The sequence below is a fragment of the Kitasatospora sp. NPDC030952 genome (assembly GCF_055571335.1).
The window spans coordinates 127,865-154,862 of record NZ_JBVIFM010000019.1 but is presented as its reverse complement, the minus strand read 5'-3'; the positions used below and the strand labels follow the sequence as shown (position 1 = coordinate 154,862).

Genomic DNA, 26,998 nt, shown 5'->3' with positions numbered 1-26,998 from the left:
CCCCCTGGAGCTGATGTTGACTGACGTGGTTTCAGAACTGCGCCGTTGCGCGCGGCGGCTCACCAGCCACCGGAGCCGATCTCGGTGCGGGAGCTCAGGCCGTTGCCGGTGCCCTTGTAGAGGTAGAGCTTCCCGGTCTCACCCGGGGCGGACTCCACCGCCGCCAGGTCGCCGATGCCGTCACCGTTGAAGTCCGCACCGGCGTAGTCCGAGATCCCGTTCCAACCACCGGACCCGATCTCCACCCGGTCGCCCAGACCGCTGCCCGTCCCCGGGTACAGCCACAACTTGCCCGTGGACGTCTCGGTCGCCACCAGGTCGTCCTTGCCGTCCTTGTTCATGTCGCCAGGGCTGACGATCTTGTTCATCCCGTTCCAGCCACCGGAACCGATCTCCACCCGGTCACCCAGACCGTGACCCGTCCCCGGGTACAGCCACAGCTTGCCCGTCGAGTTCTCACTCGCCACGACATCGTCCTTGCCGTCACCGTTGAAGTCGCCCACCGCGGTGTTGTTCATGCCGTTCCAGCCACCGGACCCGATCTCCACCCGGTCACCCACACCGTTGCCCGTCCCCGGGTAGAGCCACAGCTTCCCGGTCGACTTCTCGGTCGCCACCAGGTCGTCCTTGCCGTCACCGTTCAGGTCACCGGCCGCCAGGTTGCTCATCCCGTTCCAGCCACCGGAACCGATCTCCACCCGGCTCCCCAGCGTCCCCGTACCGGTCCCCGGGTACAGCCACAGCTTCCCCGTCGACACCTCCACCGCCACCAGGTCCTTCTTGCCGTCACCGTTGAAGTCACCGGCCGTCAGGTCGGTCATCCCCGGGTCGTTCACCGAGGCCTTGGCGGCGACGTCGACGTAGTTCCGGTCGATGTTGATGGTGGTCCCGCCGTACGACTCCGTGACGTCGCCGGCGTACTGGTGGACGCGCTGGTGGTTGGACCAGTACCCCGCCGGGATGTAACTGTCGTCGGTGTCGGCGGCGTTGTTCCAGTTCGCGGCCCATGCCACGTCGGGGCGGTCGAAGCCGGACGAGTTGTACGCGGCGACCATGTCCTTGATTCCGCTCGACGAGGAACTGTAGACGCCGGAGCGGAAGTTGAGCTCGTGCAGCCGACTGGTCCAGCCCGACAGGTAGTTCAGCACGTTGGTGCGGTAGCCGGACGAGTAGGCCTCCATGTCGACATAGAGCACCGTGCCGGAGGTGAAGCCCAGCCCCTGGGCCAGCTTGACGGCATCATCCGCCGCGGCCCGGCCCTGGCCCCCGGCGTCCGAGGAGGAGATCCCCGCGGCCTGGGTGCCCGCGTAGATCGGCAGCAGGTGCCAGCCGGCGCTGCTCTGCTGCGCCACCCACGACGCGGTGAGGTTGTTCTGCGCGCAGACCCGGGTCGGACCGCCGAGGTAGATGCCCACACCCCGGTAAGGAGAGGAGGCCCAGTCCGCCATCGCGCCGGAGGAGGGGGCGGCGCAGGCGTCGAACGCCTTACCGGTGTAGCCGGTGCTCGGCGTCGCCGACGCGGCCTCCGACACCGCGGCGGACGCGGCGGGCGCGGCCAGGGCGCCCGGAACGCCCTTCGGCGACTGCGGCACCGGAGCCGGGGACGGGGTCGGGGCCGCGGTGGCGCCGCCCCCGATCGAGGCGGACGCGAGAACGCGCTGCACCGCAGCGGCGGACGAGGCGACATGACTGGCCGTCACGTAGACGCCGGCGCCCTCGAACGCCACCCGCGCCTCCTGACCGGCACTGTCCGGCAGGGCCGGGACGCCGTGCCCGGCGGGCACCGCGACGGTGGCGAGGTCGGCTCGCTCGGCAGCACCGGCGAAGGTCTCGACGACCAGCGCGTCCGCCTTCTCCCCGATCAGGTGGGTCGGGCAGCTCTGGTCCGCGCCGGGGTGGCCGAGGTAGACGGTGTTCCGGTCGAGCCGGACGCAGGTGTCGGGCGCCTGGGCCAGGTCGACCACCGACCAGCTCGACGGCACCTGGAGCGAAAGTCCTTGATAGGTAACGGTCTTGACGCTCTGACCGGTAGCGGCGGACGGCTCGGCAGCCTGGGCGACCGGGCCCAGCGGCAGGGCGGCGGTGAGGGCGCCGGCCGCCACGGCGAGCGAGGCGACACCCCTCAGACGGTGGTGTTTCACGGATCTCTCCAAGGAGACGGGCAGGGCGGAGCCGCCCGGGGACGAACCCGGGCAAGGAAGCGCGCAGCCGGGGGAGACGAGCGGGGGGAAGGTGAGCGGGGAGGGCGGGGTGGGCCCGCACGGTGGTCGCGGGCCCACCCCGGGCTCGGCGGCCGACCGGGAACGGTCGGCGGAGCCCGTACGCGGTCTACCAGCCGCCGGAGCCGATCTCGGTGCGGGAGCTCAGGCCGTTGCCGGTGCCCTTGTAGAGGTAGAGCTTCCCGGTCTCGCCCGGGGCGGACTCGACCGCCGCCAGGTCGCCGATGCCGTCACCGTTGAAGTCCGCACCGGCGTAGTCCGAGATCCCGTTCCAGCCACCGGACCCGATCTCCACCCGGCTGTCGATGCCGTGGCCGTTGCCCGGGTACAGCCACAGCTTGCCCGTGGACGTCTCGGTCGCCACCAGGTCGTCCTTGCCGTCCTTGTTCATGTCGCCAGGGCTGACGATCTTGTTCATCCCGTTCCAGCCACCGGAACCGATCTCCACCCGGTCACCCAGACCGTGACCCGTCCCCGGGTACAGCCACAACTTGCCCGTGGACGTCTCGGTCGCCACGACATCGTCCTTGCCGTCACCGTTGAAGTCGCCGACCGCGGTGTTGTTCATGCCGTTCCAGCCACCGGAACCGATCTCCACCCGGTCACCCACACCGTTGCCCGTCCCCGGGTAGAGCCACAGCTTCCCGGTCGACTTCTCGGTCGCCACCAGGTCGTCCTTGCCGTCACCGTTCAGATCGCCCACGGCCAGGTTGCTCATCCCGTTCCAGCCACCGGAACCGATCTCCACTCGACTCCCCAGAGTCCCCGTACCGGTCCCCGGGTACAGCCACAGCTTCCCCGTCGACACCTCCACCGCCACCAGGTCCTTCTTGCCGTCACCGTTGAAGTCACCGGCCGTCAGGTTGGTCATCCCCGGGTCGGACGGGCCGTCCTCGCGGATGGACTTGTTGCGGACCGGCACGTAGGTGCCGTAGCCGGAGAAGTACGGGTAGGGGATCTCGCGGTAGTGGACGCCGCTGCCGGTGAACTCGTAGCCCATGTAGTGGTCGGAGTCGGTCCACTTCTCGAACAGAACCACGTGACCGTTGGCCCCGCTGTTGTCGTTGAGCAGCGCGTCGCCGGGCTTGAGGTCGCCCTTGCCGATCTGCTCGGTGACGCCCCGCGGGCCGAAGGTGTCGGTGGTCAGCGATTCGTCGAGCTTCCAGGCCATCGAGACGTAGCCCGAGCAGTCGGTGCGGTAGCCGTCGTGCGAGCCGGTCCAGCTGTAGTCGAGGCCGATGCCGACCCAGCTCTTGGCGCGCTGGATCGCCTCGCTCCGGCTGACCGCGGGGGCCAGGACGGAGTCGGACGCCGACACGCCGTCAGCGGCGGGCGCCTGGGCGACCCGGGGCGACTTGCCGACCCCGACCGGCTGGCCGGCGCCACCGTACTCGCCGCCCGCGACCGCCGTGGCGGCGGAGGCGGGGGCGGCGAACGCGGTGCCGCCCTGGACGAGCAGGCCGAGCGACAGCGAGCCGGCCAGGCCGAGGGCGATCGCGGACGTACGGAGATAGGCCTTGCGAGACATGAACACTCCTGGAAATGGCATTCGGAGGACCGGTGCGGCGCGTCAGCGCCCGATCACCGGAAGAGGAAGCGCCGGAGGGACTCCGGCAGGATGTGGACGGCCGTCAGCCGGCGACGATGACGCGCCAGGACCGGAAGGCCGGAGACCGCGAGAGGGCGGTGGAACAGATGGCCAGCGAATGGGCGGGGGCGCTGTCGCCACTTCCGCCGCTGGTGAAGAGGATGAGGTCGATCGAGTCCTGACGGGCCCTCGACTGGACGTGCTCCAGACCGCCGTAGGGATCGGCGTGGGCCCAGAGCACGTCCTTCAGGACATGGGCGTCGGCCGCGGTGGGCGGGCGCCGGTCGGGGGTCGTCAGGGTGAGACGGACAATGTGCATCGGGCTCGGTTCAGGCGGCCGACACCGACGGCGGCGGTCACTTCTTGTCGTCCCAGCTGATGCTGCCCGGGTCGCCCAGGCCGGGCTTGTCGGTCCCACCCGCGCCGGTCCCCCCAGCGCCGGTCCCACCCGCGCCGGGGTCGCTCGTGCCGGGGTCGCTCGTGCCGGGGTCGCTCGCCGCGGACACGCCCGCCACGGTGACCGGTGCGACGGCGGCGGTGACGGCGGGCAGAGCGAGCGTGGCCACCACTGCCGCAGCCGCCAGGACACCGGGAACGCGAGCGGAGATCCGCATGGAGAACAACCCCCTGGTTGTTGATGATCGGTCGGTTCGTCGGAGGACGACAGCTGGTTCCCGTCGTCCGTCCCGCCGGCCCGGGGCTCGGTGGCCCCTGCGGCTCGGTGATCCATATCCTGCTAGCCCCGACCGGTGCTCCGGAAGGCCTTACCCGAGGCAGCATCAGGTCTGGCAGCATGGCGCCACCCCCGCCCCCCCGGCCCTCCCTCGACGCCTCCGCAGCCCCATCGACGGACCGTCAGTTTTCCTTGCACACACGTGTTCGAACTGTGAGAATCACGAAAGCGGCCTTGACGTCTCCGGCCGCCCGCAACACCGTGACCAGGGGGAATCGTTGCTCGAAGTACTGGGACTGGACCCAACAGCGGAGGCCGTCTACACAGCCCTGCTGGTCGAGCCCGGATGCGGGGTCACCGACCTGTGCCGCCGGCTCGGCCTCTCCGAGAGCGTCGTCAGGGACGCCCTCGACCAACTCGCGGACCTGACGCTGCTGCGCCCCTCCCAGGAGGTCTGCGGCGCGCTGCGCCCGGTCAGCCCGGCGGTCGGCCTGGAGGCCGTCATCCGCCGCCAGGAGGACGACCTCGCCCGCCGTCAGCAGGAGCTGGCCGCCAGCAAGGCCGCCGTGGCCCAGGCCGTCGCCGCCTACGCGGACCTGGTGCCCAACACCACCTCGGACGCCACCGAGCGGCTGGTCGGGATGGACGCGATCCAGGCCAGGCTGGAGACGCTGGCGCGTGGCCTCCAGGAGGAGTTCCTCGCCGCGATCTCGGGCGGGGCGCAGTCCCAGGCCAGCATGGACGCCGCCCGTCCGCTCGACCAGCAGGCGCTGGAGCGCGGCGTCGCCATGCGGACGCTCTACCAGGACAGCGTCCGCAACGACCAGGCCACCCACACGTACGCCCAGTGGCTCACCGGGCTCGGTGGCCAGGTGCGGACGGCGCCCCTCCTGCCGCCCCGACTGTTGGTCTTCGACCGGCACACCGCCGTCGTCCCGATCGACCCGACGCGGACCAGGCTCGGGGCCCTGTGCACCAGCGAGCCCGGGCTGGTCGCCTCGCTCGTCGCCCTGTTCGAACAGGCCTGGTCGACCGCCGTGCCGCTCGGCGCCGACCAGCCCACCCATCACGACACCGGCCTCACCCCGGCCGAACGCGACCTGCTGCGACTGCTCGGTACGGGCCTGACCGACGAGGCCGCCGGCAAGCGGCTCGGCATCTCGGTGCGCACCGTGCGCCGCCAGATGTCCGCCCTCATGGAGCGGCTCGATGCCGCCAGCCGCTTCGAGGCCGGTCTCAAGGCGGCGCAGCGCGGCTGGCTGTAACCGCGGGCCCGGGCCCGACCCCCGGCACGGCCGCCTCCCGGCTGCGGATGTCAGTGGCCGGGTGCAGACTCGCAGGTGCCCGGGTCCGACCAGGGCGCCCGGGTCACTCTCCGTCGAAGGGGCACCGCCTCATGATCACCACTGACTTTCCCATCGGCTCGCCTTGCTGGATCGACCTGGGCAGCCCCGACATCGCCGCGACCGCCGCGTTCTACGGCAAGGTCTTCGGCTGGACGTTCCAGGAGCTCCCGGACGCGATGGGCTACGGCTTCCTCCAGCTGAACGGGAAGACCGTCGGCGCGATCGGCCCGCTCAATCCGGGCGACCAGTCGTCCTGGACGACGTACTTCCGCACCGCCGACGTGGACGCGACGGTCGGCGCCGCCCAGCAGGCCGGCGGCAAGGTGCTGGTGCCGCCGATGGACGTGATGGAGGAGGGCCGGATGGCCCAGCTCGCCGACCCGCAGGGCGCGCGGTTCGCCGTCTGGCAGGCCGGGAACACCGTCGGGCTGGACGCCGTCTCCGAGGACGACACGCTGGTCTGGTCGGAGCTGCACACCCAGGACCAGGACGGCGGATTCTCCTTCTACCACGGGCTGTTCGGCTGGCGGGAGGAGAACTTCGAGCCGTCCCCGGGGATGACCTACCGGGTGATCTCCACGGCCGACGGGGACCAGCAGCAGACCAGCTTCGGCGGCATCGCCCCGACCATGCAGCAGGGCCAGCCCTCCGCCTGGACGCCGTACTTCGCGGCCGGCGACGTGGACGCGCTGGTCACCAAGGCGACGGCGGCGGGCGGCACGGTGCTGATGCCGGCCGCGGACGTGGAGAACGTCGGCCGGATCGCCTGGCTGGCGGACCCGAACGGCGCGCCGTTCGCCCTGATCAAGGGCGAGCCGCGGCAGTCCTGAGCGCGGAACGCAAGGCCGCGGAACGCGAAGGCACGAAACGCGCGGCCGCGGAACGCGCGGCCACGGAGACGAAGGCACGAAACGCGCGGAGGGCCCGCCCCGGAAGCCGAGGCGGGCCCCTCCTGCACGTCCGGCCGTCACCGCACCGGGTGTCCGGCCTCCCGCAGCGCGTTCTTGACCTCGCCGATCCGCAGGTCCCCGAAGTGGAAGACGCTGGCCGCGAGCACCGCGTCCGCCCCCGCCTCGACGGCCGGTGCGAAGTCGCCGAGCCGCCCGGCCCCGCCGGAGGCGATCACCGGCACCGAGACGGCCTTGCGCACCGCGCGGATCATCTCCAGGTCGTAGCCGTCCTTGGTGCCGTCCGCGTCCATCGAGTTGAGCAGGATCTCGCCCGCCCCCAACTCGGCCGCGCGGCCCGCCCATTCGACCGCGTCGAGGCCGGTGCCGCGGCGCCCGCCGTGGGTGGTGACCTCGTAGCCGGACGGCGTCTCGGTCCCTTCGGCGCACCGCCGGGCGTCGACCGACAGCACCAGCACCTGGCGGCCGAACCGCTGGGCGATCTCGCGGATCAGCTCGGGCCGGGCGATGGCCGCGGTGTTGACGCCGACCTTGTCGGCGCCGGCCCGCAGCAGCTTGTTGACGTCCTCGACGGCGCGGATGCCGCCGCCGACGGTGAGCGGGATGAACACCTGCTCGGCGGTGCGGCGGACCACGTCGTAGGTGGTCTCGCGGTCGCCGGAGGAGGCGGTGATGTCGAGGAAGGTCAGCTCGTCGGCGCCCTCGGCGTCGTAGAGCTTGGCCATCTCGACCGGGTCGCCGGCGTCGCGCAGGTTCTGGAAGTTGACGCCCTTGACCACCCGCCCGGCGTCCACGTCCAGGCAGGGAATGACACGTACTGCGAGGGTCACGGCTGCTTGCCTTCCAGGGTCTTTGCCAGCCCGGTGCGGTGCGCGTCGATCTCGACCTCGACCATCATCCGGGAGTCGATCAGTCCGTCGACCACCACCAGGGTGGCCACAGGCCGTACGGCGTCGAAGAGTTCGTGGTGGATTCGGCCCACCGCTTCGACGTCGCGGGCGTGGGTGAGGAACATCCGGGTGCGGACCACGTCGTCCGCCGTCAGTCCGTACGCGGCCAGCGCCTCCAGGGCGTTGCCGAACGCGACGCGGGCCTGCTCGGAGGGGTCGCCCTCGCCGTAGAGGACGTCACCCACCAGCGGGCGGGCGCCCGACACGTGCACATGATCGCCGGCGGCGACCGCCTGCGCCGTGCCGATGGTGTCCTCCCAGTGGGAGAATCCCGCCACCCGACCGCGCACGACCTGACGTTCCGTCATCCGGAAACCGCCTCCAGGGCCTCTTCGAGGGTGAACTTCTGCTCGTAGAGTGCCTTGCCCACGATGGCGCCCTCGACACCCTCGCCGACCAGCGAGGCGATGGCGCGCAGGTCGTCGAGCGAGGAGACGCCGCCGGAGGCGACCACCGGGCGGTCGGTGGCGCCGCAGACGTCGCGCAGCAGCTGGAGGTTGGGGCCGGTCAGGGTGCCGTCGCGGTTGACGTCGGTGACGACGTAGCGGGCGCAGCCCTCGGCGTTGAGCCGCTCCAGGACGTCGAAGAGCTGGCCGCCGTCGCGGGTCCAGCCGCGGCCGCGCAGGGTGGTGCCGACCACGTCCAGGCCGACGGCGATCTTGTCGCCGTGCTCGGCGATGGCCTTGGCGACCCACTCGGGGGCCTCCAGGGCGGCGGTGCCGAGGTTGACCCGGGTGCAGCCGGTGGCGAGGGCGCGGGCGAGCGACTCGTCGTCGCGGATGCCGCCGGACAGCTCGACCTTGATGTCCAGCTGACCGGTGACCTCGCGCAGCAGGTCGTAGTTGCTACCGGTCCCGAAGGCGGCGTCGAGGTCGACCAGGTGCAGCCACTCGGCGCCGGCGTTCTGCCAGGCGAGGGCGGCGGCCAGCGGCTCGCCGAAGGAGGTCTCGGTGCCGGAGGCACCCTTGACCAGGCGGACGGCCTGGCCGTCCCGGACGTCGACGGCAGGCAGCAGCTCAAGGCTCATCAGTAACAACTCTCAGACGGTCAGAGGGTGTTGACCCAGTTGGTCAGGAGGGCGGCGCCGGCGTCGCCGGACTTCTCGGGGTGGAACTGGGTGGCCCAGAGCGGGCCGTTCTCGACGGCGGCGACGAACGGCTGCCCGTGGGTGGCCCAGGTGACCAGCGGCGGGTTGATCCGCGCGCTGTGGCTCTCCAGCTCCCAGTGCCGCACGCCGTAGGAGTGGACGAAGTAGAAGCGGGTGTCCTGGTCCAGGCCGGCGAACATCCGGCTGCCCTCGGGCACGTCCACCGTGTTCCAGCCCATGTGGGGGATGACCGGGGCGTCCAGCGGCTCGACGGTGCCGGGCCACTCGTCGCAGCCGGACGTCTCGACGCCGTGCTCGACGCCCTTCTCGAAGAGGATCTGCATGCCGACGCAGATGCCCATGACCGGGCGGCCCCCGGAGAGCCGGCGGCCGATGATCCAGTCACCGCGGACGGACTTCAGCCCGCGCATGCAGGCCTCGAAGGCGCCGACGCCGGGGACGAGCAGGCCGTCGGCGGCCATCGCGGTGTCGTAGTCGGAGCTGACCGTGACGTTCGCCCCGGTCCGTTCCAGGGCGCGCTGCGCGGAGCGGAGGTTGCCGGAGCCGTAGTCGAGGACGACGACGTTCTTGCCCATGTTCAGGTGTCCAGTCTCTCTACGGGGCCAGGCGGGTCTAGAGGCGCATGAGGCCGGAGCCCAGGCACATCACGGCACCGATGGCCAGCACCAGGATGACGCCCTTCGGCAGCTTCTGCTTCCAGAAGGAGATCACTCCGCCGGCCAGGAAGAGGCCGACGAACAGGAGGATCGTCGCGGACTTGTTCACAGCGCGCCCTTGGTCGAGGGGAGGATGCCGGCCGCGCGCGGGTCGTGCTCGGCGGCGTAGCGCAGCGCCCGGGCCAGCGCCTTGAACTGGCACTCCACGATGTGGTGCGCGTTGCGCCCGTACGGGACGTGCACGTGCAGCGCGATCTGGGCCTGGGCCACGAAGGACTCCAGGATGTGCCGGGTCATCGTGGTGTCGTAGCTGCCGATCATCGGCGCCATGTTCTCGGGCTCGGTGTGCACCAGGTAGGGCCGGCCGGAGAGGTCGACGGTGACCTGGGCGAGCGACTCGTCCAGCGGCACCGTGCAGTTGCCGAAGCGGTAGATGCCGACCTTGTCGCCGAGCGCCTGCTTGAAGGCGGCGCCGAGCGCGAGGGCGGTGTCCTCGATGGTGTGGTGGGTGTCGATGTGCAGGTCGCCGTCGGTCTTGACGGTGAGGTCGAACAGACCGTGGCGGCCGAGCTGGTCGAGCATGTGGTCGTAGAAGCCGACGCCGGTGGAGATGTCGGTGCGGCCGGTGCCGTCCAGGTCTATCTCGACCAGGACGGAGGTCTCCTTGGTGGTGCGCTCGACGCGTCCGATGCGGGACATGAAGGGTTACAGCTCCTTGATCACTGTGCGGACGGCGTCCAGGAAGGCGTCGTTCTCGGCGGGCGTGCCGGCGGTGACGCGCAGCCACCCGGGGACGCCGTTGTCACGGACCAGGACACCCTGGTCGAGGATGGCCTGCCAGACGGCGTGGGTGTCGGCGAACCGGCCGAACTGGACGAAGTTGGCGTCCGAGTCGGTCACCTCCAGGCCCATCGCGCGCAGCGCGTCGACCAGCCGGTCGCGCTCGGCCTTGAGCCGGCCGACGTACCCGAGCAGGGTGTCGGTGTGCTCCAGGCAGGCCAGCGCGGTGGCCTGGGTGACGGCCGACAGGTGGTACGGCAGCCGGACCAGCTGGACGGCGTCCACCACGGCCGGGTCGGCGGCCAGGTAGCCCAGCCGCAGCCCGGCGGCGCCGAAGGCCTTGGACATGGTGCGGCTGACCACCAGGTTGGGGCGGCCCTCGATCAGCGGCAGCAGCGAGGCGCGGTGCGAGAACTCGACGTACGCCTCGTCCACCACCACCAGGCTGGGCCTAGCGGCCTGGGCGGCCTCGTACAGCCGCAGGACGGTCTCCGCCGTCACCGCCGTCCCGGTCGGGTTGTTCGGCGAGCAGATGAACACCACGTTCGGCTTGTGCTCGGCGATGGCCGCGAGGGCGGCGTCCACGTCGATGGTGAAGTCGTCGCCCCGCGGGCCGGAGATCCAGGCGGTGCCGGTGCCCCGGGAGATCAGCGCGTGCATCGAGTACGAGGGCTCGAAGCCGAGCGCGCTGCGGCCGGGGCCGCCGAAGGTCTGCAGCAGCTGCTGGAGCACCTCGTTGGAGCCGTTGGCGGCCCACACCTGCTCGCGCACCACCGGGAAGCCGGTGGTGCGGGTGAGGTACGCCGCCAGGCCCTCGCGCAGCTCGACCGCGTCCCGGTCCGGGTAGCGGTTGAGGTTGCGGGCGGCCTCGGCGACCCGCTCGGCGATCCGGGCCACCAGCTCCTCGGGCAGCCGGTACGGGTTCTCGTTGGTGTTGAGCTGGACGGGCACGTCCAGCTGCGGCGCGCCGTACGGGGACTGGCCGCGCAGCTCGTCGCGGATGGGCAGGTCGTCGATACGAGTCGTACGCGTGGTCACGAGCGGGGAACCGTCCAATCGCTGTGCCAGTTCTGTTCGTCTCCGACGAAACGGGCCTTGATGGCGTCCCCGTGTCCGGGGAGGTCCTCGGCGTCGGCCAGGTTGACCACGTGCGCGGCGACGTCCGCCAGCGCCTCCCGGTCGTACTCGACGACCTGGACGCTCCGCAGGAAGGTCTGCACCGACAGCCCGGAGGAGTGGCAGGCGCAGCCGCCGGTCGGCAGCACGTGGTTGGAGCCGGCCGCGTAGTCGCCCAGCGAGACCGGGGTCCAGCGGCCGATGAAGATCGCGCCGGCGTTGACCACCCGCTCGGCCACCGCGTGCGGGTCCCGGGTCTGGATCTCCAGGTGCTCGGCCGCGTAGGCGTTGACCACGGCGAGGCCCTGGGTCAGGTCGTCGACCAGGATGATGCCGGACTGCCGGCCGCCGAGCGCCTCGGCGACCCGCTCGCTGTGCTTGGTCCGGCCGACCTGCGCGACCAGCTCGCCCTCGACCGCGTCGGCCAGCGCCGGGGAGTCGGTGACCAGCACCGAGCCGGAGGTGGGGCCGTGCTCGGCCTGGCTGATCAGGTCGGCGGCGACGTCGGACGGCAGCGCGCTGTCGTCGGCGAGGACGGCGATCTCGGTCGGCCCGGCCTCGGAGTCGATGCCGATCCGGCCGGCGAACAGCCGCTTGGCGGCGGCCACGTAGATGTTGCCGGGGCCGGTGACCATGTTCACCGGCGCGCACTCCTCGGTGCCGAGGGCGAACATCGCCACCGCCTGGGCGCCGCCGACGGAGTAGACCTCGTCCACGCCGAGCAGCGCGCAGGCCGCCAGGATGGTCGGGTGGACACGCCCCCCGAACTCCTTCTGCGGCGGCGAGGTCACCGCGATGCCCCGGACGCCCGCCTCCTGGGCCGGCACCACGTTCATCACCACGGAGGACGGGTAGACCGCCAGCCCGCCCGGCACGTACAGCCCGACCCGCTCGACCGGCACCCAGCGCTGGGTGACCGTGCCGCCCGGCACCACCTGGGTGGTGTGCCCGGTGCGGCGCTGGTCGGCGTGCACGGCGCGGGCCCGGCGGATGGACTCCTCCAGCGCGGCCCGCACCTTCGGGTCCAGCGTCTCCAGGGCCTCGGCCAGCTGCTCGGCGGGCACCCGGGTGGACTCCAGCCGGACGCCGTCGAAGCGCTCGGTGATCTCGATCAGCGCCGCGACCCCGCGATGGCGTACGTCCTCGGCGATCGGCCGCACCTTCTCCAGGGCGGCCGCCACGTCGAACTCGGCACGGGGCAGCAGGTCACGCGGGTCGTCCAGCGAGCCGCGGAGGTCGATTCGAGAGATCACGCCACCCAGTGTAAGGAGTGGCCGGAACGGCTGGTCCCACATTTCAGTCCGTGATACGAAAGGCGAGACGACCGGGGGGACGGGGGAAACCATGGCGGAGAGCGCTCCAGAAGGCTGGACCGACACCGAACGGGAGCTCTGGGAGGCCTTCCGGGAGGGCGAGGTCTTCGACCGCCGGTGTGGCCGGAACGACATCGACGACCCCTTCGGGGACACCCTCTGGGGGCCCGAGCGGACGGTCGGCGCCGAGGTCCTCGCCCACCTGCTGCTGGCCGGCCCGCGGCCCACCGCCGGGCGGGTCGCCTCGCTGCGGATGAGCGGGGTGTACGTCACCGGCGCGCTCAACCTGGCCGGCGGGCACATCGACCGGTACGTCGAGCTGCGCGGCTGCCGCTTCGAGCACAAGGTCCTCATCTCGGAGGCCTCGGCCACCACCCTGCGCCTGGTCGACTGCCTGCTCCCCCGGCTGGAGGCCTCCCGGCTCTCCACCACCGGCGACGTCCACCTGGCCCGCTGCCGGATCCCCGACGGCATCCGGCTCACCGACGCCAAGATCGGCACCGACCTGCTGCTCAACATGGCCGTCATCGGCGGCGACCGCTACGGCCGCGCCGTGTCCGCCGACGGGATGACCGTCCACCAGGACTTCGAGGCCGAACGCCTGGAGACCCGAGGCGAGTTGAGCGTACGCACGGCCCGCATAGGCGGCCGGTTCTCGCTCCGCGGCGCCCAGCTGCACGCCGACCCGCAGAACCGGGTCTGCCTCAACGCGGTACGGCTCAACGTCGGCCACACCCTCTACCTGACCAGCTCCGCCGACGGCGGCTGGTTCGGCTCCCGCAGCTACTACGGCTCCGGCTACGGCCAGAGCCCCCCGCCCGACGCCCCCAGCACGCCCTTCCGCGCCTACGGCCAGGTGCGCCTCTCGGACGCCCGCTTCGAGGCCGCCTGCCTGATCTCCGGCGAATTCCACCTGGAGGGTGACGACGAGCTCTCGCTGCGCCGCATCCACACCCCCGAACTGCGCTTCACCTGCAAGATCCGGCCCACCGGCACCGTCTCGCTGTCCCGCGCCCGGGTCGGCAACCTGGTCGACACCCCCGAGGCCTGGCCGCTCGGCCGGCACCTGCGGCTCACCGGGTTCGTCTACGAGAACCTGCGGCCGGTCGGCCAGTTCACCGTCCAGCAGCGGATCGCCTGGCTGGAGGGCTCCGCGGTGGAGTTCCAGCCCGAGTCCTACGAGCAGCTCGCCACCGCCCTGCGCCGCGACGGGGCCGACGACGACGCCCGGCACGTGCTGTACGCCAAACAGCGCCGCCGCCAGGAGACCCTGCCACTGCCCGCCCGGATCTGGGGCAGGGTCCAGGACGTCACCGTCGGTTACGGCTACCGCCCCGGCCGGGCCGGCCTCTGGCTGCTGCTCGCCTGGGCGCTCGGCAGCATCTGGTTCGCCACCCACCCGCTGGAACCGCTCAAGTCCGACGAGAAGCCGCACTGGAACCCGGTGCTCTACACCCTCAACCAGCTGCTACCGATCATCGACCTCAACCAGGGCGCCTGGAACCCCGGCGGGATCACCCAATGGATCTCGGCCGGCCTCGTCGTCGTCGGCTGGCTCCTCGCCTCCACCGTCGTGGCCGGCGCCACCCGCCTCCTCCAACGCGGCTGACCCCACCCCGGCCGCACACCCCAGAATCACGGTCAAGAGATTTTCTTTAGGCGGGCCCGTGTCTTCTGACACGAGCCCGCCCCCAAAAAACAGAGCGGCCCCACCCACCCACCCTTTCCACAAACCGCAAAGCAACGGAGCGGGCCCGGCCAGGGCTGGCCGGGCCCGCCGAAACGCCGCCATTTCCCCCCGTCGCCGCTTCGGCAGAGCCGAAGCGGCGACGGCATTATTCGACACCTCTCGCTCACATAGGAAGTCAACCAGCAGACCCCAGGGTGCGAGAAAATCACGAGAATAGTTTCAGATATTTCCCCGCCCCGCCGCGATAAAAATCGCGGCGGGGCGAAATCGAACCACGGGGACTTGAAAATAGAGTAGAAAACCCACCCACCCACCCACTCCAATGCGCGGGCGGCCTGGCCATGAAACGGCCAGGCCGCCCGAATACGCAGAACTCTTCGGAACTTGCGAAATCCGATCAAGCGGTTTTTCCTGCAGAATCAGCGGCGGCCCCGGCCAAATTGACCGGGGCCGCCGAAACGATAAGCGCGCGATCCTTTCCTCGCTCTGCCCACTCACCTCCCAAGCTTCTTGCCCTGCATAGGAAGTCGACCAGACCGACTTCCTATGCAGATCTAGAGAAGATGACGGCAGATCAGGATGCCGCCAAGGCTTGTGATCTTGAATGACCCCTCGGCCTCGATCGTGGCAGTGACGATCTCGGCTGCCCGGCTGACGGTGTCATGGAACGGGACACCGCATTGGTCGGCCCATGCTGCGTAGGAGGCCAGATGGGCGACGATCGGCGCGGGATCGGTGACCTCGATGGTGCCGGGCAACTTCCGAACCCGGATGTCCTTGAACGCCGTCCCGAGATAGCCGGGAGCCTTCTCCAAGGAGAAGCGGGAGCTGAGCGAGACGCGCGCCGGCCCCTCAGGAATCCCGAGGACGTCTCCCGCAGCCTTGGCCCAGAGCTGGTCCAGCTCCTGCTTGTCGGTGTCGCTGTTGGTCGAGGCGATGAGCACGCCGCCAGGCCGGAGGACGCGGGCCAGTTCATTGATCGTGGCCTCGATATCACTGACGTGGTACAGCATGTGCAGTGCCAGTACGGCGTCGGAGCTATTGTCGGCGAGGGGCAGGGCCTGGGCGTCGGCCACCAGGACCGGCTTCTCGACATCGGCAAGGATGCCCGCCGAGATGTCCATTCCCACGACCGAGAAGCCCGGACGATCCCTGTGCAGGCGGCTGACGAACTTGCCATTGCCGCAGCCGATGTCGAGGACGATCCCGCTGGTACCGGCCAGCTCTTCGACGACGATCCCAGGCAGGTCGTACTGCGGTTGCTGCCAGCGGTAGATCGACTGCCGGGCGACCAGGTGGCGCCCGTCGGCGTAAGCGCTGTTCACGAGGATCGCCTTGTCAGCAACTGCGGCGTCCTGCTGAGTCGTGTTTCTCGTCATTCGGGCAGCTCCGGAGGGTTCGTGAGTCCGGGTCGAGAACAGGCGGGCCTGTGTCCTCGGGCGTAGGCCCGCCCAAATACTGGCCACCCCACCCGCCCTACAGCGGTCAAACGTCCCAGGAGACCACGGTCGGCGCCGCCCACTCTGCGGCCGTCGCTGCGAGATCCGCCGGGAGCAGGGCAACCAGCAAGGCCCGACCGTCAGCAACGGCCTTCAACGCGGCTTCCTGAGCCTCGCCCTTGGTGTCGAACATGCCATCCCCCACGGTCTCGTTGTGGGGCGGTTCGCCGACCTCCCCGACCCACTGCGATGCCCCCGGCCATACGCGGATGTGGGTGAGTCGGGAAAGCTCCGGAAGCCCGGTAACACCCCGAGCTGCGGCTTCCTTGATCACGTCTTCGATCGTCATGCTTGGGCTCTCCTCATCTCGGCCAGTGCGGCATCCAGTCGCGCGGAGCGGACCACGGTGGAAAGGTCGGTGGCTGCATGGGCATAGTGCTCGGCTTCCTCCCGGGCGCCCTGACGGTAGAGCACGGTTGCCAGTTGGGCGGTATCAATCGCCTTCGAGCGGGCGCGGTTGGAGGTCTGGGAGTCCACTGCTCGGCGCAGTCGGGACACCAGATCGGACACAGGTCTCCCCTTGACCGACGCAAGCAGGTAGAGCGCATGACCGGTCTCGCCGTGCAGCTTGTGCTCGGTGAAGTACCACATCCAACGCGGCTCGCTACGGAGATCACTGACGCGGCTGTAGATCGACTCCGCGAGAGCGATCTGCCGCATCACCTCGGGCTCGTCGCCCTGGATGGCGTACGCCTGCGCCTTGACCGCTGCGATCATTGCGAGCGCCGACAAGGGCACGTTGCCCATGGCCCTGTCGGCCAGGGCAACTGCCTCTCCGGACCTACGCTCGGCGATCTCCTGCCGGGCAAGGCCGGTCGCCACGTGGCACAGCAGTCCGTCGTCACCGGCTTCTTGGGCCGCTTTGATGCCCAGTCCGAACGTGCTTCGCGCGGGAGCGCTCTGGCCCGCGTCGAACGCCGACCACGCCGCCAGATCAGCGAGATTGGCGATCTGGCTGCACAGCCGGTCTCGAACACGCGGTCCCATGGACGACTTGGTGAGGTCGACAGCGCTTCGCAGTTCACCGAAGGCCAGATGGCGAGTGGCAAGACCTCCGCTGCGCCGGTCCCACTCCTCCAGAGCGAAGGTCCGCTCTGCGATGTCGTCAACGTCCTTCATCCCCAGGGAAGATGGGGACGGCACCACGTCGGGCAGGATCGAGGCCAGGGAGACGGCCAAGAAGTCACGGCGCTTCGACTCACTCACCTCCTCGCGGTCCCGCCGGGTCCGCTTCGGGAACAGTCCCAGCTCTGCGTTCGTGGCCACGCCGAAGACGCCGCGCAGGGCATCACGGACATCCGCATCAGGCCAGCGGATCACGCCACGTTCTAATCGGCTGATCACATTGGCGTCAATCGCCGACTCACGGCCAGTCACGGCCTTGATCCGGGCGTTCGCCCGGCTCGCGACCTCGCCTTGGGTCCACTCTCGCCCGAGACGAAGCCTTCGTAGAGCATCGTTGGTCATCTGAGGCCCGTCTCTGCGGTGCCGTCGGTGAGGGCCAGACAGCCTAGTGAACTGCCTAGCGTCTGCCTACAGGATCGCCCTGTCTCTGCTCAGCCCGCAGGCGTTTGATGGTTCTCAGTCGCCCGGGGTGACGAGCCGGTTACGCCGGTGCTGTCGGGAAGGCCCCCGGGCGACGCCCGTGCAGCATCGATCCCGCGCCCTGGGTCAGACCGGGCCCTACCCTCGCAACTCCCAACGGCTGGAGACCGTATGTCCGTCGACGACCACTCGGCCGCGTTGATGAGCCGGGCCAACACCGCCTCGCTCCCGGTGCCACAGGAATGGGACGTCGAACCGGAGACGGCGGCCGTGCCGCCCTCCCGTCGTTTGATCCGAAGGATCGCCGAAGAGTGGCAGGTGCCCATGTCCGACGCCGCTCTGCGAGACGTGGAGCTGTGCGCCGGTGAGTTGTTGGCCAACGCCATCGAGCACACCCACACACGGTGCCGGGTCAGGGTGCGGTGGACCGGAGAACGGCTTCGAGTGGAGGTCACCGATTCGAGCCTGGATCTACCGGATCGGGAGGCGGCAGAGGACACCGTCACGGGTGGACGTGGGCTGCTCCTGCTCGAAGGGCTCGCACACTCCTGGGGCTGGCACACGACCGGGCCGGGAAAGACCGTGTGGTTCGAGTGCGCTGCTGACCAGTTGATCACGGGCGATCGGCGTCTGACCGTCCTCGTGCACGCCGCCAACGACCAGGTCGCGGCCCGCCCAACGCGTCCGGCGTGACCCCGAGCGCCCCGCCCCGGCCCCGACGGCCGGGGCGGGGCGCCACAACCCACAACCCACAACCCACAAAACGACCGAGGAACGGAGTTCGCATGGATACGCCCCGAGGATCCTTCGTCACCCTCGACGGCCTCAGCGCGAGCGGGAAGACCACCCTCGCCCCGCTGGTCGCCGCCTTCGTCAACGGCGTTCACCTCACGCACGACGCCTTGCCCACGTTCCCCCGCATGCGCGCGGAGGTGGATGCCACCGGCGTCCTGCCGGCCCGGTTCCACTGGTGGCTGATGGCGAACCACATCACGTCGGAGGCCGCCAGAACGCTCACGGAAAGCGGGCGGACCGTGGTGGTCGAGTCCTACTTCCCCCGCACCATCGCCACGCACAGGGCCATGGGGCACGACTGCACCCCGGAGTACCCGTACGGGGCCCTCGTCCCCGATGTGCCGATCCTGCTGGAGGTGAACGAACGCACTCGCCAGGAGCGGCTCCGTCGGCGCGCCGAGCGCGGGAGGCTCAGCTACTGGCACCAGCGGGAGGAGCCCAACACCGCCGAGAGCTCCCGCGTATACCGGGCCTTCGGCCTCCTTCGCGTGGACGGCACCGGCCGCACGCCGGAGGAGGTGGCCCACGCGATCGCCGATATCGTTCGCTCGCGTGTCCCGTACAGCATCGAGAAAGGCAACGGCCAATGACCGCAACTGAGTTCGAGGCGAAGATCCTCAACGTCGAGCCGGAGAAGATCCGCGCGTTGCTGGCCGAGGCGGGAGCCGAGCACGTGGCCGACCGCTTCCAGCGCCGCTACGTCTACGACATCCCCGACCGGCCTGGAACCTGGGTCCGCCTCCGCGACACCGGCACCGACATCACGCTGTGCGTCAAGGAGATCCACTCCGACGCCATCGACGGCGTGACCGAAACGGAGACGACCGTCGGCGACTTCGACGCCACGAACACGCTCCTCGGCAAGCTCGGATACCAGCCGAAGGCGTACCAGGAGAACCGCCGGTCCTCCTGGACGCTGGGCGGTGCGGCCATCGAGATCGACGAGTGGCCGCTGATCCCCCCGTACCTGGAGATCGAAGGGGACAGCGCCGACCACGTCCACGCGACGGCGACCGCGCTCGGGCTCCCCCTGGCCGAGCTGACGAGCGAGAACACCACCAAGGTCTACCGCCGGTACGGGATCGACATCGAGACGATCCCCCGGCTCACCTTCGAGTAACAGGAGACATGCCTTGCCAATGACCCAACACCCGGCGATCCGAGTCGTCCGGGACAGGACCATCCGCATCAAGGTGATCGACGACTGCGGGCTGGCCTGCACGTTCTGCCACAACGAGGGCACCCCGGTCACCGCCGACAACCGGGACCGTACGCTACTGCCCTTCGTCGCTGGCCCGGGCCGGACCGGGCGCGTGTCGATCTACAGCGAGACGAACGGCGTCGGCTTCCTCGCCGCGAAGATGACCCCGGACCTGCACTTCCGGCGCGCGGTGCGGACCGTGACGAGGGCGTTCGGCGCCGACGAGGTCCACCTCACCGGAGGGGAGCCCACCCTCCACCCGGAGGTCTCCACACTGGTAGCGGCGCTCACCGGCATGGGCCTGAGCGTCGGCATGACCAGCAACGGCGAGCGCGGCCGGCAGGTGATGCCGGACTGCTCGGCCTCCGGCCTCAACCGGGTCAATGTCTCCGTCTTCGGCACCACCCCCGAAGAACTGAAGGCCGTTCAGTCCGACCGCTTCAAGTCGGCGGGTCTGGCCGAAGCGAAGATCCGTGCCGCCGAGCAGACCATCCGGGCCGCCGTCTCCAACGGCGTGAAGGCCTCCGTGAACATCGTCGTTCCCGGCATGGCCCACGTGGACCGCGTCGTCAACCTGGTCGAGTCCTACGGCCAGTTCTCGGACGTCCGGATGCTCACCAGCATCCAGGACGGAACGGAGTCGATCGCGGCGATCTCCGCCGTGCTCGACCGGGTCGGCGCCGAACCGGTGCTCCGGACGTTCACCGCTGGCACCTCCGACGAACGCACCCTCTACCGGGCACTCGGCAGCAGGGCGGTCTACGTCAAGCGCCTGCTGCCGGTACGGCTCCCGGACACCTGCGCGTCGTGCCGGTTCAACAACGACACGGACTGCCAGGAGGGCTACTACGGCGTCCGCCTGTACCTCACCGACCAGGGCGAGTACATGGTCGGCGTCTGCATCCAGCGCATGGACCTCTGCGTCCCCGTGGCCGGGCTGGCGAAGAGCGGGATCGTGGAAGAGGTGCAGGCGTTCAAGGATGCCGAAGTCCGGCGGCTGACCAGCCAGTACGGCGCCGCCGCCTGATCGACGCGCGCGTACCGCGACGCGGGCAGTGGTTGGCGGATTTCGCAAACGGTTAGCACTCAGCGTAGTGACTGTGCTACTTTCCGCATCATCAACAGAACATAGAAGACCCCGGCGGTGGTGGAACACCCCGGGGTCCGGCACAGGAGCTGACACTCCCAATGCAGATTCATCGTAGCGCCCACGCGCGCTGTTTCACCGTACTTCCGAACGGCCTCCTCCAGGACCGTCGCCTCAGCTACACCGCCCGAGGACTTCTCGCCGATCTCCTCTCCCGCCCCGACGGCTGGCGCGAGGACGGGCGGCACATGGCCGACACCAGCACGCAGGGGCGCGGCGCAATCCGGCGGGCGCTCAAGGAGTTGAAGGACGCCGGGTACTACCGGGTCGAGACGGTCCGGATGCCCGACGGCACACTCCACACCCGCGTGCACGTGTACGACACTCCGCAGCGGGCGGCGTCACCGAGTGACCGCCTCTCGGACCCCGGTGAGCCCGAGACCGGTCCGCCTGACAGCCCTGTAGTAAAGAACCCGGGAGAAGTACCCACCCTCCCCACCCAGTTGACGCCAGCGAACGAGCAGACCCGCAGGGCGGTGGCAGCACTCTTCCGCGCGATCCGCCCCGAACCCCGACTGCGCCTCGGCGAGGCCGAGGCGCAGCAGCTCGCGCCCCTCGTGTCGCAGTGGCTGGAACGCGGCAGCACCCCAGCCGAGTTGGCCAACGCCCTACTCCCCGGCCTGCCCACTCCACTGCACTCCCCGGTGGCGATCCTGCGCGACCGCCTCCAACGCAAGCTGCCACCCGCCCGAGCACCACAGGCCACCCCCGCCGAGTGCGCCAAGTGCCACGACCCGGTGCCCCACCCCGGCATCTGCCGCCCCTGCGCGGGCCTCGGCGGCACCAGAACGCTCGCGATCGGCACCGGCGCCACCGCCACACCCGACGGCATCGCCCGTGCCCGCGCAGCGCTGCGCGGGCACGGGATGCTCGCCACCGCATGAACACGGTGCGTGTCCACGGGTCGGCGCTCCGGTAACCGCGCGACAAGGGGTGCCTCCGGGGAACTACGCTGTCCGCCGTGACAGAACGGCTGCCGCTCTTCCCGCTGAACACTGTGCTCTACCCGGGCCTCGTGCTGCCCCTGAACGTCTTCGAGGAGCGTTACCGCCGTCTCGTCGCCGATCTGCTCGAACAGTCCGAGGACGAGCCGCGCCGCTTCGGCGTGCTCGCCATCAAGGACGGCCGTGAGACCTCCCCGGTCCGGCCCGAGGAGGGCCCGGCCGGGCCGCTCGACGGCCTGGGCACCGTCACCGGGGACCCGCTGGAGGCGGTGTACCACGTCGGCTGCGTCGCCGACATCTCCTCCGTCCAGGCCCAGCCCGACGGCCGCTACGAGCTGCTGGTCACCGGCACCACCCGGTTCCGGCTCCGGCGCGACTCGGTGGACGTCACCGGCCCGTACCTGACCGGCGAGGTCGAGCTGGTGGAGGAGCGCCCCGGCGACGGCTCCGGCGCGCTCGCCGCCGAGGTCGAACGGGCCTTCCGGGTCTACCAGAAGCGGCTGGCCGGCGCCCGCGAGGCCAGCACCCACGGCCGCCAGGAACTCCCGGACGACCCCCAGGTGCTCTCCTACCTGGTCGCCGCCGCCTCGGTGTTCGAGACCCCGGTCAAGCAGCGGCTGCTCGCCTGCCCGGACACCGCCCAGCGGCTGCGCACCGAACTCGACCTGCTGCGCCGCGAGAGCGCCGTGCTCAGCTGGCTGCCCTCGCTGCCCGCGGTCGACCTCACCCGCCAGTCCTTCAGCCCCAACTGAGCCGAGGCACGCCCCCCATGGCCAAGAAGCCGAAGAAGGGCGGCCAGGGCACCCCCGCCACCGTCGCCCTGGAGACCGCCGCCGTCCCCTTCACCGTCCACTCCTACGAGCACGACCCGGCCGCCGCCTCCTACGGCGGCGAGGCCGCCGAGGCCCTGGGCGTGGCCGCCGAGCGCGTCTTCAAGACCCTGGTCGCCGACGTGGACGGTGCCCTCACCGTCGGCGTGGTGCCGGTCGCCGGCCAGCTCGACCTCAAGGCCCTGGCCGCGACCGTCGGCGGCAAGCGCGCCGCCATGGCCGACCCGGCCGCCGCCGAGCGCAGCAGCGGCTACGTCCTCGGCGGCATCTCCCCGCTGGGCCAGCGTCGCCCCCTGCGCACCGTGATCGACGCCAGCGCCCTGACCCACGCGACCGTCTTCGTGTCCGCGGGCCGCCGCGGCCTGGAGGTGGAACTGGCCCCCGCCGACCTCATCACCCTCACCCGCGCCCACACCGCCCCCATCGCCCGCTGAGCCCACCCGGCGAAAACCCCGCGCCCCGAAAGGAGCGCGGGAACTGCACGGGGAACCGCACGGGGAACCGCACGAGACGGAAGGCCCCGGCCTGTACCTGGCCGCTCTCCCTCAGCCCTGCCGCCGGTCCTCCGAAACCGTCTCCGCAGGAGCCCCCTCCGCAGGAGCCCCCTCCGCAGGAGCCCCCTCCACGGGAGGCCCGTACGTCCCCGCCGGCACCCCCCAGTACGGCGGCGGATCCTCCTCCCGCTTCCCGAACGCCGCCGACAGCGCCAGCAGCACCACCATCGCCGTCATCGGCCACACCAGCAGCGCCCCCAGCGCGCCCAGGTCGATGCTGGCGTCGAAGTGCCCGCCGTTGCCGACCCGCCGGGCCTCGGCGATCAGGTTGTCGCTCGGCCCGAGCCACCGGCCGAGCTTCCAGGCCCCGTACGAGCCGAGCAGTCCGCCGATCGCCAGCCCGAGCGCGACCGAGATCCCGCCGCCGCGCTTGCGGGTCACCAGGAAGGCGCCGAGCGCGGTGAGGATCCCGGCGCCCAGCCCGATCAGCACGAACACCGCGTCGGCGCCGGCCCGCTGCTCGCCCTCGGGGTCCACGTAGAGGATCCGGTCCCCGTCCACGACCAGCGGCACCTTGGGCGCCAGCCAGGCCCACAGCCCGGCCATCACCAGTCCGGCGAGCAGGCACACGAGCACGACCCCGGAGCCGATCCGCAGCTCGGCCGGCACCTGGCGCCCGCCCGCGGGCGGCGCCGTCGGCAGCCCGGCGGGCGGCTCCTCGGCGGAGACCGGCGGCGGTGCGAACGGGTCGGGTACGGCTCCCGGCTCGGCCGGCACATCGGCGCGGGCGGGTTCCGGAGGTGTGTTCGGTACGGTCACAGGCCCCATCGTTTCACGACGCCCGTACGGACGGCCGCACGGCCGCCCCTACCGCGCGACGGCCCGCCGGTACGCCCAGGTGGCCAGGGCCAGCGACACCACGCCCACCGCCGCGCAGACCCCGAGGTCGGCGAGCACCATCCCCCAGTCCGGGTCGGGTGCGAAGGTCCGGGCGAAGGCCTCCACCCCGTACGTCGAGGGCAGCAGGTCGCGCAGCCACAGCACCGGCTGCGGCAGGTGGTCCACCGGCAGCACACCGAGCAGCAGGGCCGCCGACATGCCGAGCTGCCCGAGCATGGTCGCGATCTCCTGCCGCGGCGCGAGCAGCCCGCAGGCCGCGCCGAGTCCGGAGAGGGCGGCCCCGGCGAGCGGCACGACGGCCAGCAGCACCCACAGCTGGCCGAGCGGCAGCCCGAACATCACCGCGCCGACGCCGGCCGTGACGAGCGTCCCGGGCAGGGTGAAGGAGGCGTAGGCGGCGGCCGCGCCGAGCACCACGGAGGCGGCCGGGACGGGCAGCGTCGCGTAGTGGTCGAGGCCGCCGGTGGCGCGCAGCTTCCCGAAGTACTGGGCCAGCAGGTTGAGCGCGACGAAGGCCACCACCAGCACGCTGGACCCGGCGACCACCGAGCGGGCGGCCGAGGTCTGCCCGGCGTCCACGACGCCCCGCATCATCACCAGGATGCCGACGGACTGGAAGGTCGCCACGAACAGCAGCGGGATCCGGGCCACCTTCGCCCGGGCGAGCTGCGCCCGGTACACCGCGGACAGCGCGGGCAGCAGCCGGGCGGCGGGGGCGAGCGGGGCGGCGGCGGCCGTGGACCGGCGGGTCTGCGGGGGCACCGAGAGCAGCGTCACTTGGCCAGTCCTCCGTGGCGGCCGCCCAGCTTGAGGTAGGCGTCCTCAAGGCTGGGGGTGGCGAGGGTGAAGTCGTCGAGGGCGGCGAAGGCCGGGCCGGTGGTGACGGCGGCGACCAGCTCGCGGGCCTGCTCGGGGGTGGTGCGGACGGTCCAGCGGCGCCCGGTGCGTTCGGCGCGTTCGGCCAGTTCGGCGACGGCGGGCACGCCGATCGGCGCCTCGTCCCGCCAGACCAGGTCGAGCCGGACGTCGCCGTCGACCAGCGCCTTGAGCCCGCCGGGCGTGTCGCAGGCGATCACCCGGCCCTCGTCGATCACGGCGACCCGGTCGAGCACGGTCTCCGCCTCGATCACGTTGTGGGTGACCAGCAGCACCGTGGTGCCGTGCTCGGCCCGCCGCCGGTCGAGGGCCGACCAGACGGCCCGCCGGGCGACCGGGTCCATGCCGGTGGTGGGCTCGTCCAGGACGAGCAGCGGCCGCTCCCCCACCAGGATGGCCGCGAAGCAGGCGAGCCGCCGCTGCCCGCCGGACAGTTTGGCGAGCGGCCGCGCGGCGATCGGCTCCAGCCCGAGTTCGGTGAGGACGTCCGCCGCCGCGTTACGGGCCGCTGCGCGCGAGAGCCCCCGCAGGCGTCCGGTGGTCTCGGCGGCCAGGGCGACGGTCAGCTCGTCCAGCGCGGTGGATTCCTGCCCGAGGTAGCCGAGCAGTCGGGCGGCCCGTTCCGGGTGGCGCACGATGTCGTGGCCGAGCAGTTCGACCGTCCCGGAGTCCGGCCGCAGCAGTCCGGTGAGCTGGCGGACCAGGGTGGACTTCCCGGCGCCGTTGGGCCCGAGCAGCCCGAAGACCTCGCCCTGCCGGACGGTCAGGCTGATCCCGTCATTGGCCCGGACCTCGGTGGCGGCGGCGCCGCGCCCGGTGCGGTACGTCCTGACCAGGTCGCGTACGGCGACGCACGGCGGGGTGTCCTGGGGTGCTCGCCCGGCCGTCTCTTCCACGACCGGAGACTTTACGCGCTCACACGGGCGAACCGGACAACGGGGCCCGATCGCCGCAACCCGCCGGAGGCCGTCAGTCGTCCACCACCATCGAGCCGCCCGGCACCCGGACGGCCAGCTCCTTCCAGAACCCCGCCCGGATGGCGTAGCGGTCGTGCTCGTCGATCTGGTCGTCCTTGTGGGCGAGCAGCCCGAAGCGGGCCGCGTAGCGCAGCAGCTCGCCGTCGACCCGGTGCGGGATGCGCGGGTAGTCGGGCCAGAGCAGGGTGAGTCGTTCGAGGTCGCCGAGCCGGTCGCTCCAGCGGCGGGCGAAGACCTGCCCGACCTCGTGGGCGTCGCCACCGATGGTGGTGATGTCCTCCTCGCGGTCGGCCCAGCGCTGTTCGGCGGTGGTCAGTTGGGCCAGGGTGGGCAGGCCGTCCCCGGCGGTGACGGAGGGCTCGGGCGCGGGCCGGTCGACCCAGCCCCGGTCGGAGGACCAGCGCAGCACCGGCCCGCCCGCCGCGTTCCCGTTGGCGGCGTGGCCGTTGACGGCGTGGCCGTTGGCGTGGCCGTTGGCCGGTACGCCCGCCGCCGGGGTGATCGGGGTGACGGCCGAGACCCGCCCGGCGAGGTCCTTGGGGGTGGGCACCACCCGCAGCGCCGCGGCCGGCTGCGGACGTCCGTCGGCGGCTGGTTCTTCGGGTGCCGCGGCGGCGGCCGGCCGGACGGCCGGGGGCGCCACGCTGGGCAGGGAGGCCGGCGGGGCGGCGAGGATCTTGGCGATCTCCTGCCGGGCGCCGCCCGTGCCGGGGGCGGGGAACACGGTGCTGTGGTCGCGCAGCGAGAAGGACCCCTCGATCCACTCGCGGTCCAGCACCCGGCGCTCGTCGGCCTCGCCGACCAGGTCCTCGGACTGGTTGAAGTCCCCGTCGGCGGCCTGCAGCGCCCACAGGTGCACGGCCACGCCGTGCTCCTTGGCGGTCATCATGCCGGGCAGCAGGTCCCCGTCGCCGGTGATCAGCACGACGTCGGCGCAGGCCCGGTTGCGGGCGAGTTCGGAGAGTTCGGCGTGCATCGCGGCGTCCACGCCCTTCTGCACCCATCGCCCCTCGGCCCGGGTGAGGGCGCCCAGCCGTACGGTGACCCGGGGCAGCACGCGCAGCCGGCGGTGCTCGGGCATCGGGCGGCGGTCGGGGGCCGCGTCGAACCAGTAGATGCGCAGCAGCGGCAGCCCGGTCTCGGCCTCGGCGCGTTCGCGCAGGGCGCTGATCAGCGCGGTGTGGTCGACGCTGACCTTGGAGCGGGAGGGGTCGCCGGCGAGCAGGCTGGCGGCTGCGCCCAACAGGTATCCGGCGTCCACCAGGACGACACATCGGTCCATCCGCGCACCTCTTTCCGCTCGCCCTCGTAGGTCGGTCTGGGTGGGCGGTCCGCCCGTCGGCCGGACGTGTGGGGTGAGGGGCCCCCTTGTCCGCCCGATCGTTGGGTCACCTTTTCCCCCTGGTTCGCGGCCCGAACCTCGGAGGATGTCCCGGTCCCGCA

The 26,998-nt window shown here is 71.3% G+C and carries 29 protein-coding genes; 10 read left to right on the top strand and 19 right to left on the bottom strand.

The annotated features are described in order from the left end of the window. Window positions 1-59: 59 nt before the first annotated feature. The 4 genes from ACZ47G_RS28895 to ACZ47G_RS28880 all read right to left on the bottom strand — a co-directional run bounded on the left by ACZ47G_RS28895 (window position 60) and on the right by ACZ47G_RS28880 (window position 4,421). Window positions 60-2,141 carry a glycoside hydrolase domain-containing protein gene (locus ACZ47G_RS28895; protein ID WP_465747553.1) on the bottom strand — a complete coding sequence of 694 codons (2,082 nt, stop codon included), beginning with the start codon at window positions 2,139-2,141 and terminating at the stop codon, window positions 60-62. 187 nt (window positions 2,142-2,328) lie between these two features. Further along, entirely contained in the window at window positions 2,329-3,747 is a 1,419-nt protein-coding gene (locus tag ACZ47G_RS28890; protein ID WP_465747551.1) for a C40 family peptidase, read from the bottom strand. Between the two features lie 103 nt (window positions 3,748-3,850). Beyond that, the gene (locus ACZ47G_RS28885) at window positions 3,851-4,126 is read right to left on the bottom strand and encodes a hypothetical protein (protein ID WP_465747549.1); all 276 of its coding nucleotides are present in this window, start codon (window positions 4,124-4,126) and stop codon (window positions 3,851-3,853) included. A 37-nt stretch (window positions 4,127-4,163) separates the two neighbouring features. Further along, the gene (locus ACZ47G_RS28880) at window positions 4,164-4,421 is read right to left on the bottom strand and encodes a hypothetical protein (protein WP_465747547.1); all 258 of its coding nucleotides are present in this window, start codon (window positions 4,419-4,421) and stop codon (window positions 4,164-4,166) included. 337 nt (window positions 4,422-4,758) lie between these two features. On the opposite strand from ACZ47G_RS28880, the gene ACZ47G_RS28875 reads away from it, so the two are divergent. Further along, a complete protein-coding gene (locus ACZ47G_RS28875) occupies window positions 4,759-5,745 on the top strand; it encodes a LuxR C-terminal-related transcriptional regulator (RefSeq protein ID WP_465747545.1) in 987 nt (328 codons plus the stop codon). A gap of 131 nt (window positions 5,746-5,876) precedes the next feature. Next, window positions 5,877-6,656 carry a VOC family protein gene (locus tag ACZ47G_RS28870; RefSeq protein WP_465747543.1) on the top strand — a complete coding sequence of 260 codons (780 nt, stop codon included), beginning with the start codon at window positions 5,877-5,879 and terminating at the stop codon, window positions 6,654-6,656. Between the two features lie 137 nt (window positions 6,657-6,793). On the opposite strand, the gene hisF is transcribed toward ACZ47G_RS28870, so the two are convergent. The 8 genes from hisF to hisD are packed head-to-tail and all read right to left on the bottom strand — an operon-like array spanning window position 6,794 to window position 12,597. Next, on the bottom strand, window positions 6,794-7,564 hold the full coding sequence (hisF, locus tag ACZ47G_RS28865; protein WP_465747541.1) for an imidazole glycerol phosphate synthase subunit HisF: 771 nt from the start codon (window positions 7,562-7,564) through the stop codon (window positions 6,794-6,796). After that, complete coding sequence (locus ACZ47G_RS28860; protein ID WP_465747539.1) at window positions 7,561-7,992, bottom strand: Rid family hydrolase; 432 nt, start codon at window positions 7,990-7,992, stop codon at window positions 7,561-7,563. The genes hisF and ACZ47G_RS28860 overlap by 4 nt, the downstream gene beginning before the upstream one ends. Continuing rightward, complete coding sequence (priA, locus tag ACZ47G_RS28855; protein ID WP_465747607.1) at window positions 7,989-8,714, bottom strand: bifunctional 1-(5-phosphoribosyl)-5-((5-phosphoribosylamino)methylideneamino)imidazole-4-carboxamide isomerase/phosphoribosylanthranilate isomerase PriA; 726 nt, start codon at window positions 8,712-8,714, stop codon at window positions 7,989-7,991. Before priA ends, ACZ47G_RS28860 begins: the two co-directional genes overlap by 4 nt. Window positions 8,715-8,731: 17 nt before the next feature. Next, window positions 8,732-9,367 (bottom strand): imidazole glycerol phosphate synthase subunit HisH, encoded by a 636-nt coding sequence (gene hisH, locus ACZ47G_RS28850; RefSeq protein WP_465747537.1) that lies wholly within the window; start codon window positions 9,365-9,367, stop codon window positions 8,732-8,734. 37 nt (window positions 9,368-9,404) lie between these two features. Beyond that, window positions 9,405-9,557, bottom strand: coding sequence for a hypothetical protein (locus ACZ47G_RS28845; protein ID WP_360245225.1), 153 nt, complete (start codon window positions 9,555-9,557; stop codon window positions 9,405-9,407). Continuing rightward, on the bottom strand, window positions 9,554-10,147 hold the full coding sequence (hisB, locus tag ACZ47G_RS28840; protein ID WP_350516577.1) for an imidazoleglycerol-phosphate dehydratase HisB: 594 nt from the start codon (window positions 10,145-10,147) through the stop codon (window positions 9,554-9,556). Before hisB ends, ACZ47G_RS28845 begins: the two co-directional genes overlap by 4 nt. A 6-nt stretch (window positions 10,148-10,153) precedes the next feature. After that, a complete protein-coding gene (locus ACZ47G_RS28835) occupies window positions 10,154-11,266 on the bottom strand; it encodes a histidinol-phosphate transaminase (RefSeq protein ID WP_465747534.1) in 1,113 nt (370 codons plus the stop codon). Further along, window positions 11,263-12,597: a histidinol dehydrogenase gene (hisD, locus tag ACZ47G_RS28830; RefSeq protein ID WP_465747532.1), complete on the bottom strand. Its 1,335-nt coding sequence runs from the start codon at window positions 12,595-12,597 to the stop codon at window positions 11,263-11,265. The genes ACZ47G_RS28835 and hisD overlap by 4 nt, the downstream gene beginning before the upstream one ends. 91 nt (window positions 12,598-12,688) lie before the next feature. Between hisD and ACZ47G_RS28825 the strand changes: the two genes are divergently transcribed. Further along, window positions 12,689-14,266, top strand: coding sequence for an oxidoreductase (locus ACZ47G_RS28825; RefSeq protein WP_465747530.1), 1,578 nt, complete (start codon window positions 12,689-12,691; stop codon window positions 14,264-14,266). A gap of 635 nt (window positions 14,267-14,901) precedes the next feature. Here ACZ47G_RS28825 and ACZ47G_RS28820 read toward each other — a convergent pair. The 3 genes from ACZ47G_RS28820 to ACZ47G_RS28810 all read right to left on the bottom strand — a co-directional run bounded on the left by ACZ47G_RS28820 (window position 14,902) and on the right by ACZ47G_RS28810 (window position 17,313). Continuing rightward, entirely contained in the window at window positions 14,902-15,726 is an 825-nt protein-coding gene (locus ACZ47G_RS28820; RefSeq protein ID WP_465747528.1) for a class I SAM-dependent methyltransferase, read from the bottom strand. A 106-nt stretch (window positions 15,727-15,832) separates the two neighbouring features. Beyond that, window positions 15,833-16,135 carry a hypothetical protein gene (locus ACZ47G_RS28815; RefSeq protein ID WP_465747526.1) on the bottom strand — a complete coding sequence of 101 codons (303 nt, stop codon included), beginning with the start codon at window positions 16,133-16,135 and terminating at the stop codon, window positions 15,833-15,835. Next, a complete protein-coding gene (locus ACZ47G_RS28810; protein WP_465747524.1) occupies window positions 16,132-17,313 on the bottom strand; it encodes a helix-turn-helix domain-containing protein in 1,182 nt (393 codons plus the stop codon). The genes ACZ47G_RS28815 and ACZ47G_RS28810 overlap by 4 nt, the downstream gene beginning before the upstream one ends. A gap of 249 nt (window positions 17,314-17,562) precedes the next feature. On the opposite strand from ACZ47G_RS28810, the gene ACZ47G_RS28805 reads away from it, so the two are divergent. The 7 genes from ACZ47G_RS28805 (at window position 17,563) to ybaK (ending at window position 22,742) form a co-directional block, all read left to right on the top strand. Next, on the top strand, window positions 17,563-18,084 hold the full coding sequence (locus ACZ47G_RS28805) for an ATP-binding protein (protein ID WP_465747522.1): 522 nt from the start codon (window positions 17,563-17,565) through the stop codon (window positions 18,082-18,084). 92 nt (window positions 18,085-18,176) lie between these two features. Continuing rightward, a complete protein-coding gene (locus tag ACZ47G_RS28800; RefSeq protein WP_465747520.1) occupies window positions 18,177-18,776 on the top strand; it encodes a P-loop nucleotide/nucleoside kinase family protein in 600 nt (199 codons plus the stop codon). Next, complete coding sequence (locus ACZ47G_RS28795; RefSeq protein ID WP_465747518.1) at window positions 18,773-19,306, top strand: class IV adenylate cyclase; 534 nt, start codon at window positions 18,773-18,775, stop codon at window positions 19,304-19,306. Before ACZ47G_RS28800 ends, ACZ47G_RS28795 begins: the two co-directional genes overlap by 4 nt. A 19-nt stretch (window positions 19,307-19,325) precedes the next feature. Next, complete coding sequence (locus ACZ47G_RS28790) at window positions 19,326-20,414, top strand: radical SAM protein (protein ID WP_465747516.1); 1,089 nt, start codon at window positions 19,326-19,328, stop codon at window positions 20,412-20,414. A 161-nt stretch (window positions 20,415-20,575) separates the two neighbouring features. Beyond that, the gene (locus ACZ47G_RS28785; RefSeq protein WP_465747514.1) at window positions 20,576-21,418 is read left to right on the top strand and encodes a hypothetical protein; all 843 of its coding nucleotides are present in this window, start codon (window positions 20,576-20,578) and stop codon (window positions 21,416-21,418) included. Window positions 21,419-21,495: 77 nt separating this feature from the next. Continuing rightward, entirely contained in the window at window positions 21,496-22,230 is a 735-nt protein-coding gene (locus tag ACZ47G_RS28780; RefSeq protein ID WP_465747512.1) for an LON peptidase substrate-binding domain-containing protein, read from the top strand. Window positions 22,231-22,247: 17 nt separating this feature from the next. Next, window positions 22,248-22,742: a Cys-tRNA(Pro) deacylase gene (gene ybaK, locus ACZ47G_RS28775; RefSeq protein WP_465747510.1), complete on the top strand. Its 495-nt coding sequence runs from the start codon at window positions 22,248-22,250 to the stop codon at window positions 22,740-22,742. Window positions 22,743-22,853: 111 nt separating this feature from the next. On the opposite strand, the gene ACZ47G_RS28770 is transcribed toward ybaK, so the two are convergent. The 4 genes from ACZ47G_RS28770 to ACZ47G_RS28755 all read right to left on the bottom strand — a co-directional run bounded on the left by ACZ47G_RS28770 (window position 22,854) and on the right by ACZ47G_RS28755 (window position 26,837). Further along, complete coding sequence (locus ACZ47G_RS28770; protein ID WP_465747508.1) at window positions 22,854-23,621, bottom strand: hypothetical protein; 768 nt, start codon at window positions 23,619-23,621, stop codon at window positions 22,854-22,856. Between the two features lie 48 nt (window positions 23,622-23,669). After that, window positions 23,670-24,479, bottom strand: coding sequence for an ABC transporter permease (locus tag ACZ47G_RS28765; protein ID WP_465747506.1), 810 nt, complete (start codon window positions 24,477-24,479; stop codon window positions 23,670-23,672). Continuing rightward, window positions 24,476-25,474, bottom strand: coding sequence for an ABC transporter ATP-binding protein (locus ACZ47G_RS28760; RefSeq protein WP_465747504.1), 999 nt, complete (start codon window positions 25,472-25,474; stop codon window positions 24,476-24,478). Before ACZ47G_RS28760 ends, ACZ47G_RS28765 begins: the two co-directional genes overlap by 4 nt. A 73-nt stretch (window positions 25,475-25,547) precedes the next feature. Beyond that, a complete protein-coding gene (locus ACZ47G_RS28755) occupies window positions 25,548-26,837 on the bottom strand; it encodes an NYN domain-containing protein (RefSeq protein WP_465747502.1) in 1,290 nt (429 codons plus the stop codon). Window positions 26,838-26,998 lie beyond the last annotated feature (161 nt).

Excerpts from the sequence above, each read along its gene's own strand:
- ACZ47G_RS28890 (WP_465747551.1), bottom strand. The coding sequence starts at position 3,747 with ATGTCTCGCAAGGCCTATCTCCGTACGTCCGCGATCGCCCTCGGCCTG.
- ACZ47G_RS28885 (WP_465747549.1), bottom strand. The coding sequence starts at position 4,126 with ATGCACATTGTCCGTCTCACCCTGACGACCCCCGACCGGCGCCCGCCC.
- ACZ47G_RS28880 (WP_465747547.1), bottom strand. The coding sequence starts at position 4,421 with ATGCGGATCTCCGCTCGCGTTCCCGGTGTCCTGGCGGCTGCGGCAGTG.
- ACZ47G_RS28870 (WP_465747543.1), top strand. The coding sequence starts at position 5,877 with ATGATCACCACTGACTTTCCCATCGGCTCGCCTTGCTGGATCGACCTG.
- ACZ47G_RS28860 (WP_465747539.1), bottom strand. The coding sequence starts at position 7,992 with ATGACGGAACGTCAGGTCGTGCGCGGTCGGGTGGCGGGATTCTCCCAC.
- hisH (WP_465747537.1), bottom strand. The coding sequence starts at position 9,367 with ATGGGCAAGAACGTCGTCGTCCTCGACTACGGCTCCGGCAACCTCCGC.
- hisB (WP_350516577.1), bottom strand. The coding sequence starts at position 10,147 with ATGTCCCGCATCGGACGCGTCGAGCGCACCACCAAGGAGACCTCCGTC.
- ACZ47G_RS28825 (WP_465747530.1), top strand. The coding sequence starts at position 12,689 with ATGGCGGAGAGCGCTCCAGAAGGCTGGACCGACACCGAACGGGAGCTC.
- ACZ47G_RS28820 (WP_465747528.1), bottom strand. The coding sequence starts at position 15,726 with ATGACGAGAAACACGACTCAGCAGGACGCCGCAGTTGCTGACAAGGCG.
- ACZ47G_RS28815 (WP_465747526.1), bottom strand. The coding sequence starts at position 16,135 with ATGACGATCGAAGACGTGATCAAGGAAGCCGCAGCTCGGGGTGTTACC.
- ACZ47G_RS28810 (WP_465747524.1), bottom strand. The coding sequence starts at position 17,313 with ATGACCAACGATGCTCTACGAAGGCTTCGTCTCGGGCGAGAGTGGACC.
- ACZ47G_RS28805 (WP_465747522.1), top strand. The coding sequence starts at position 17,563 with ATGTCCGTCGACGACCACTCGGCCGCGTTGATGAGCCGGGCCAACACC.
- ACZ47G_RS28800 (WP_465747520.1), top strand. The coding sequence starts at position 18,177 with ATGGATACGCCCCGAGGATCCTTCGTCACCCTCGACGGCCTCAGCGCG.
- ACZ47G_RS28795 (WP_465747518.1), top strand. The coding sequence starts at position 18,773 with ATGACCGCAACTGAGTTCGAGGCGAAGATCCTCAACGTCGAGCCGGAG.
- ACZ47G_RS28790 (WP_465747516.1), top strand. The coding sequence starts at position 19,326 with ATGACCCAACACCCGGCGATCCGAGTCGTCCGGGACAGGACCATCCGC.
- ACZ47G_RS28785 (WP_465747514.1), top strand. The coding sequence starts at position 20,576 with ATGCAGATTCATCGTAGCGCCCACGCGCGCTGTTTCACCGTACTTCCG.
- ybaK (WP_465747510.1), top strand. The coding sequence starts at position 22,248 with ATGGCCAAGAAGCCGAAGAAGGGCGGCCAGGGCACCCCCGCCACCGTC.
- ACZ47G_RS28755 (WP_465747502.1), bottom strand. The coding sequence starts at position 26,837 with ATGGACCGATGTGTCGTCCTGGTGGACGCCGGATACCTGTTGGGCGCA.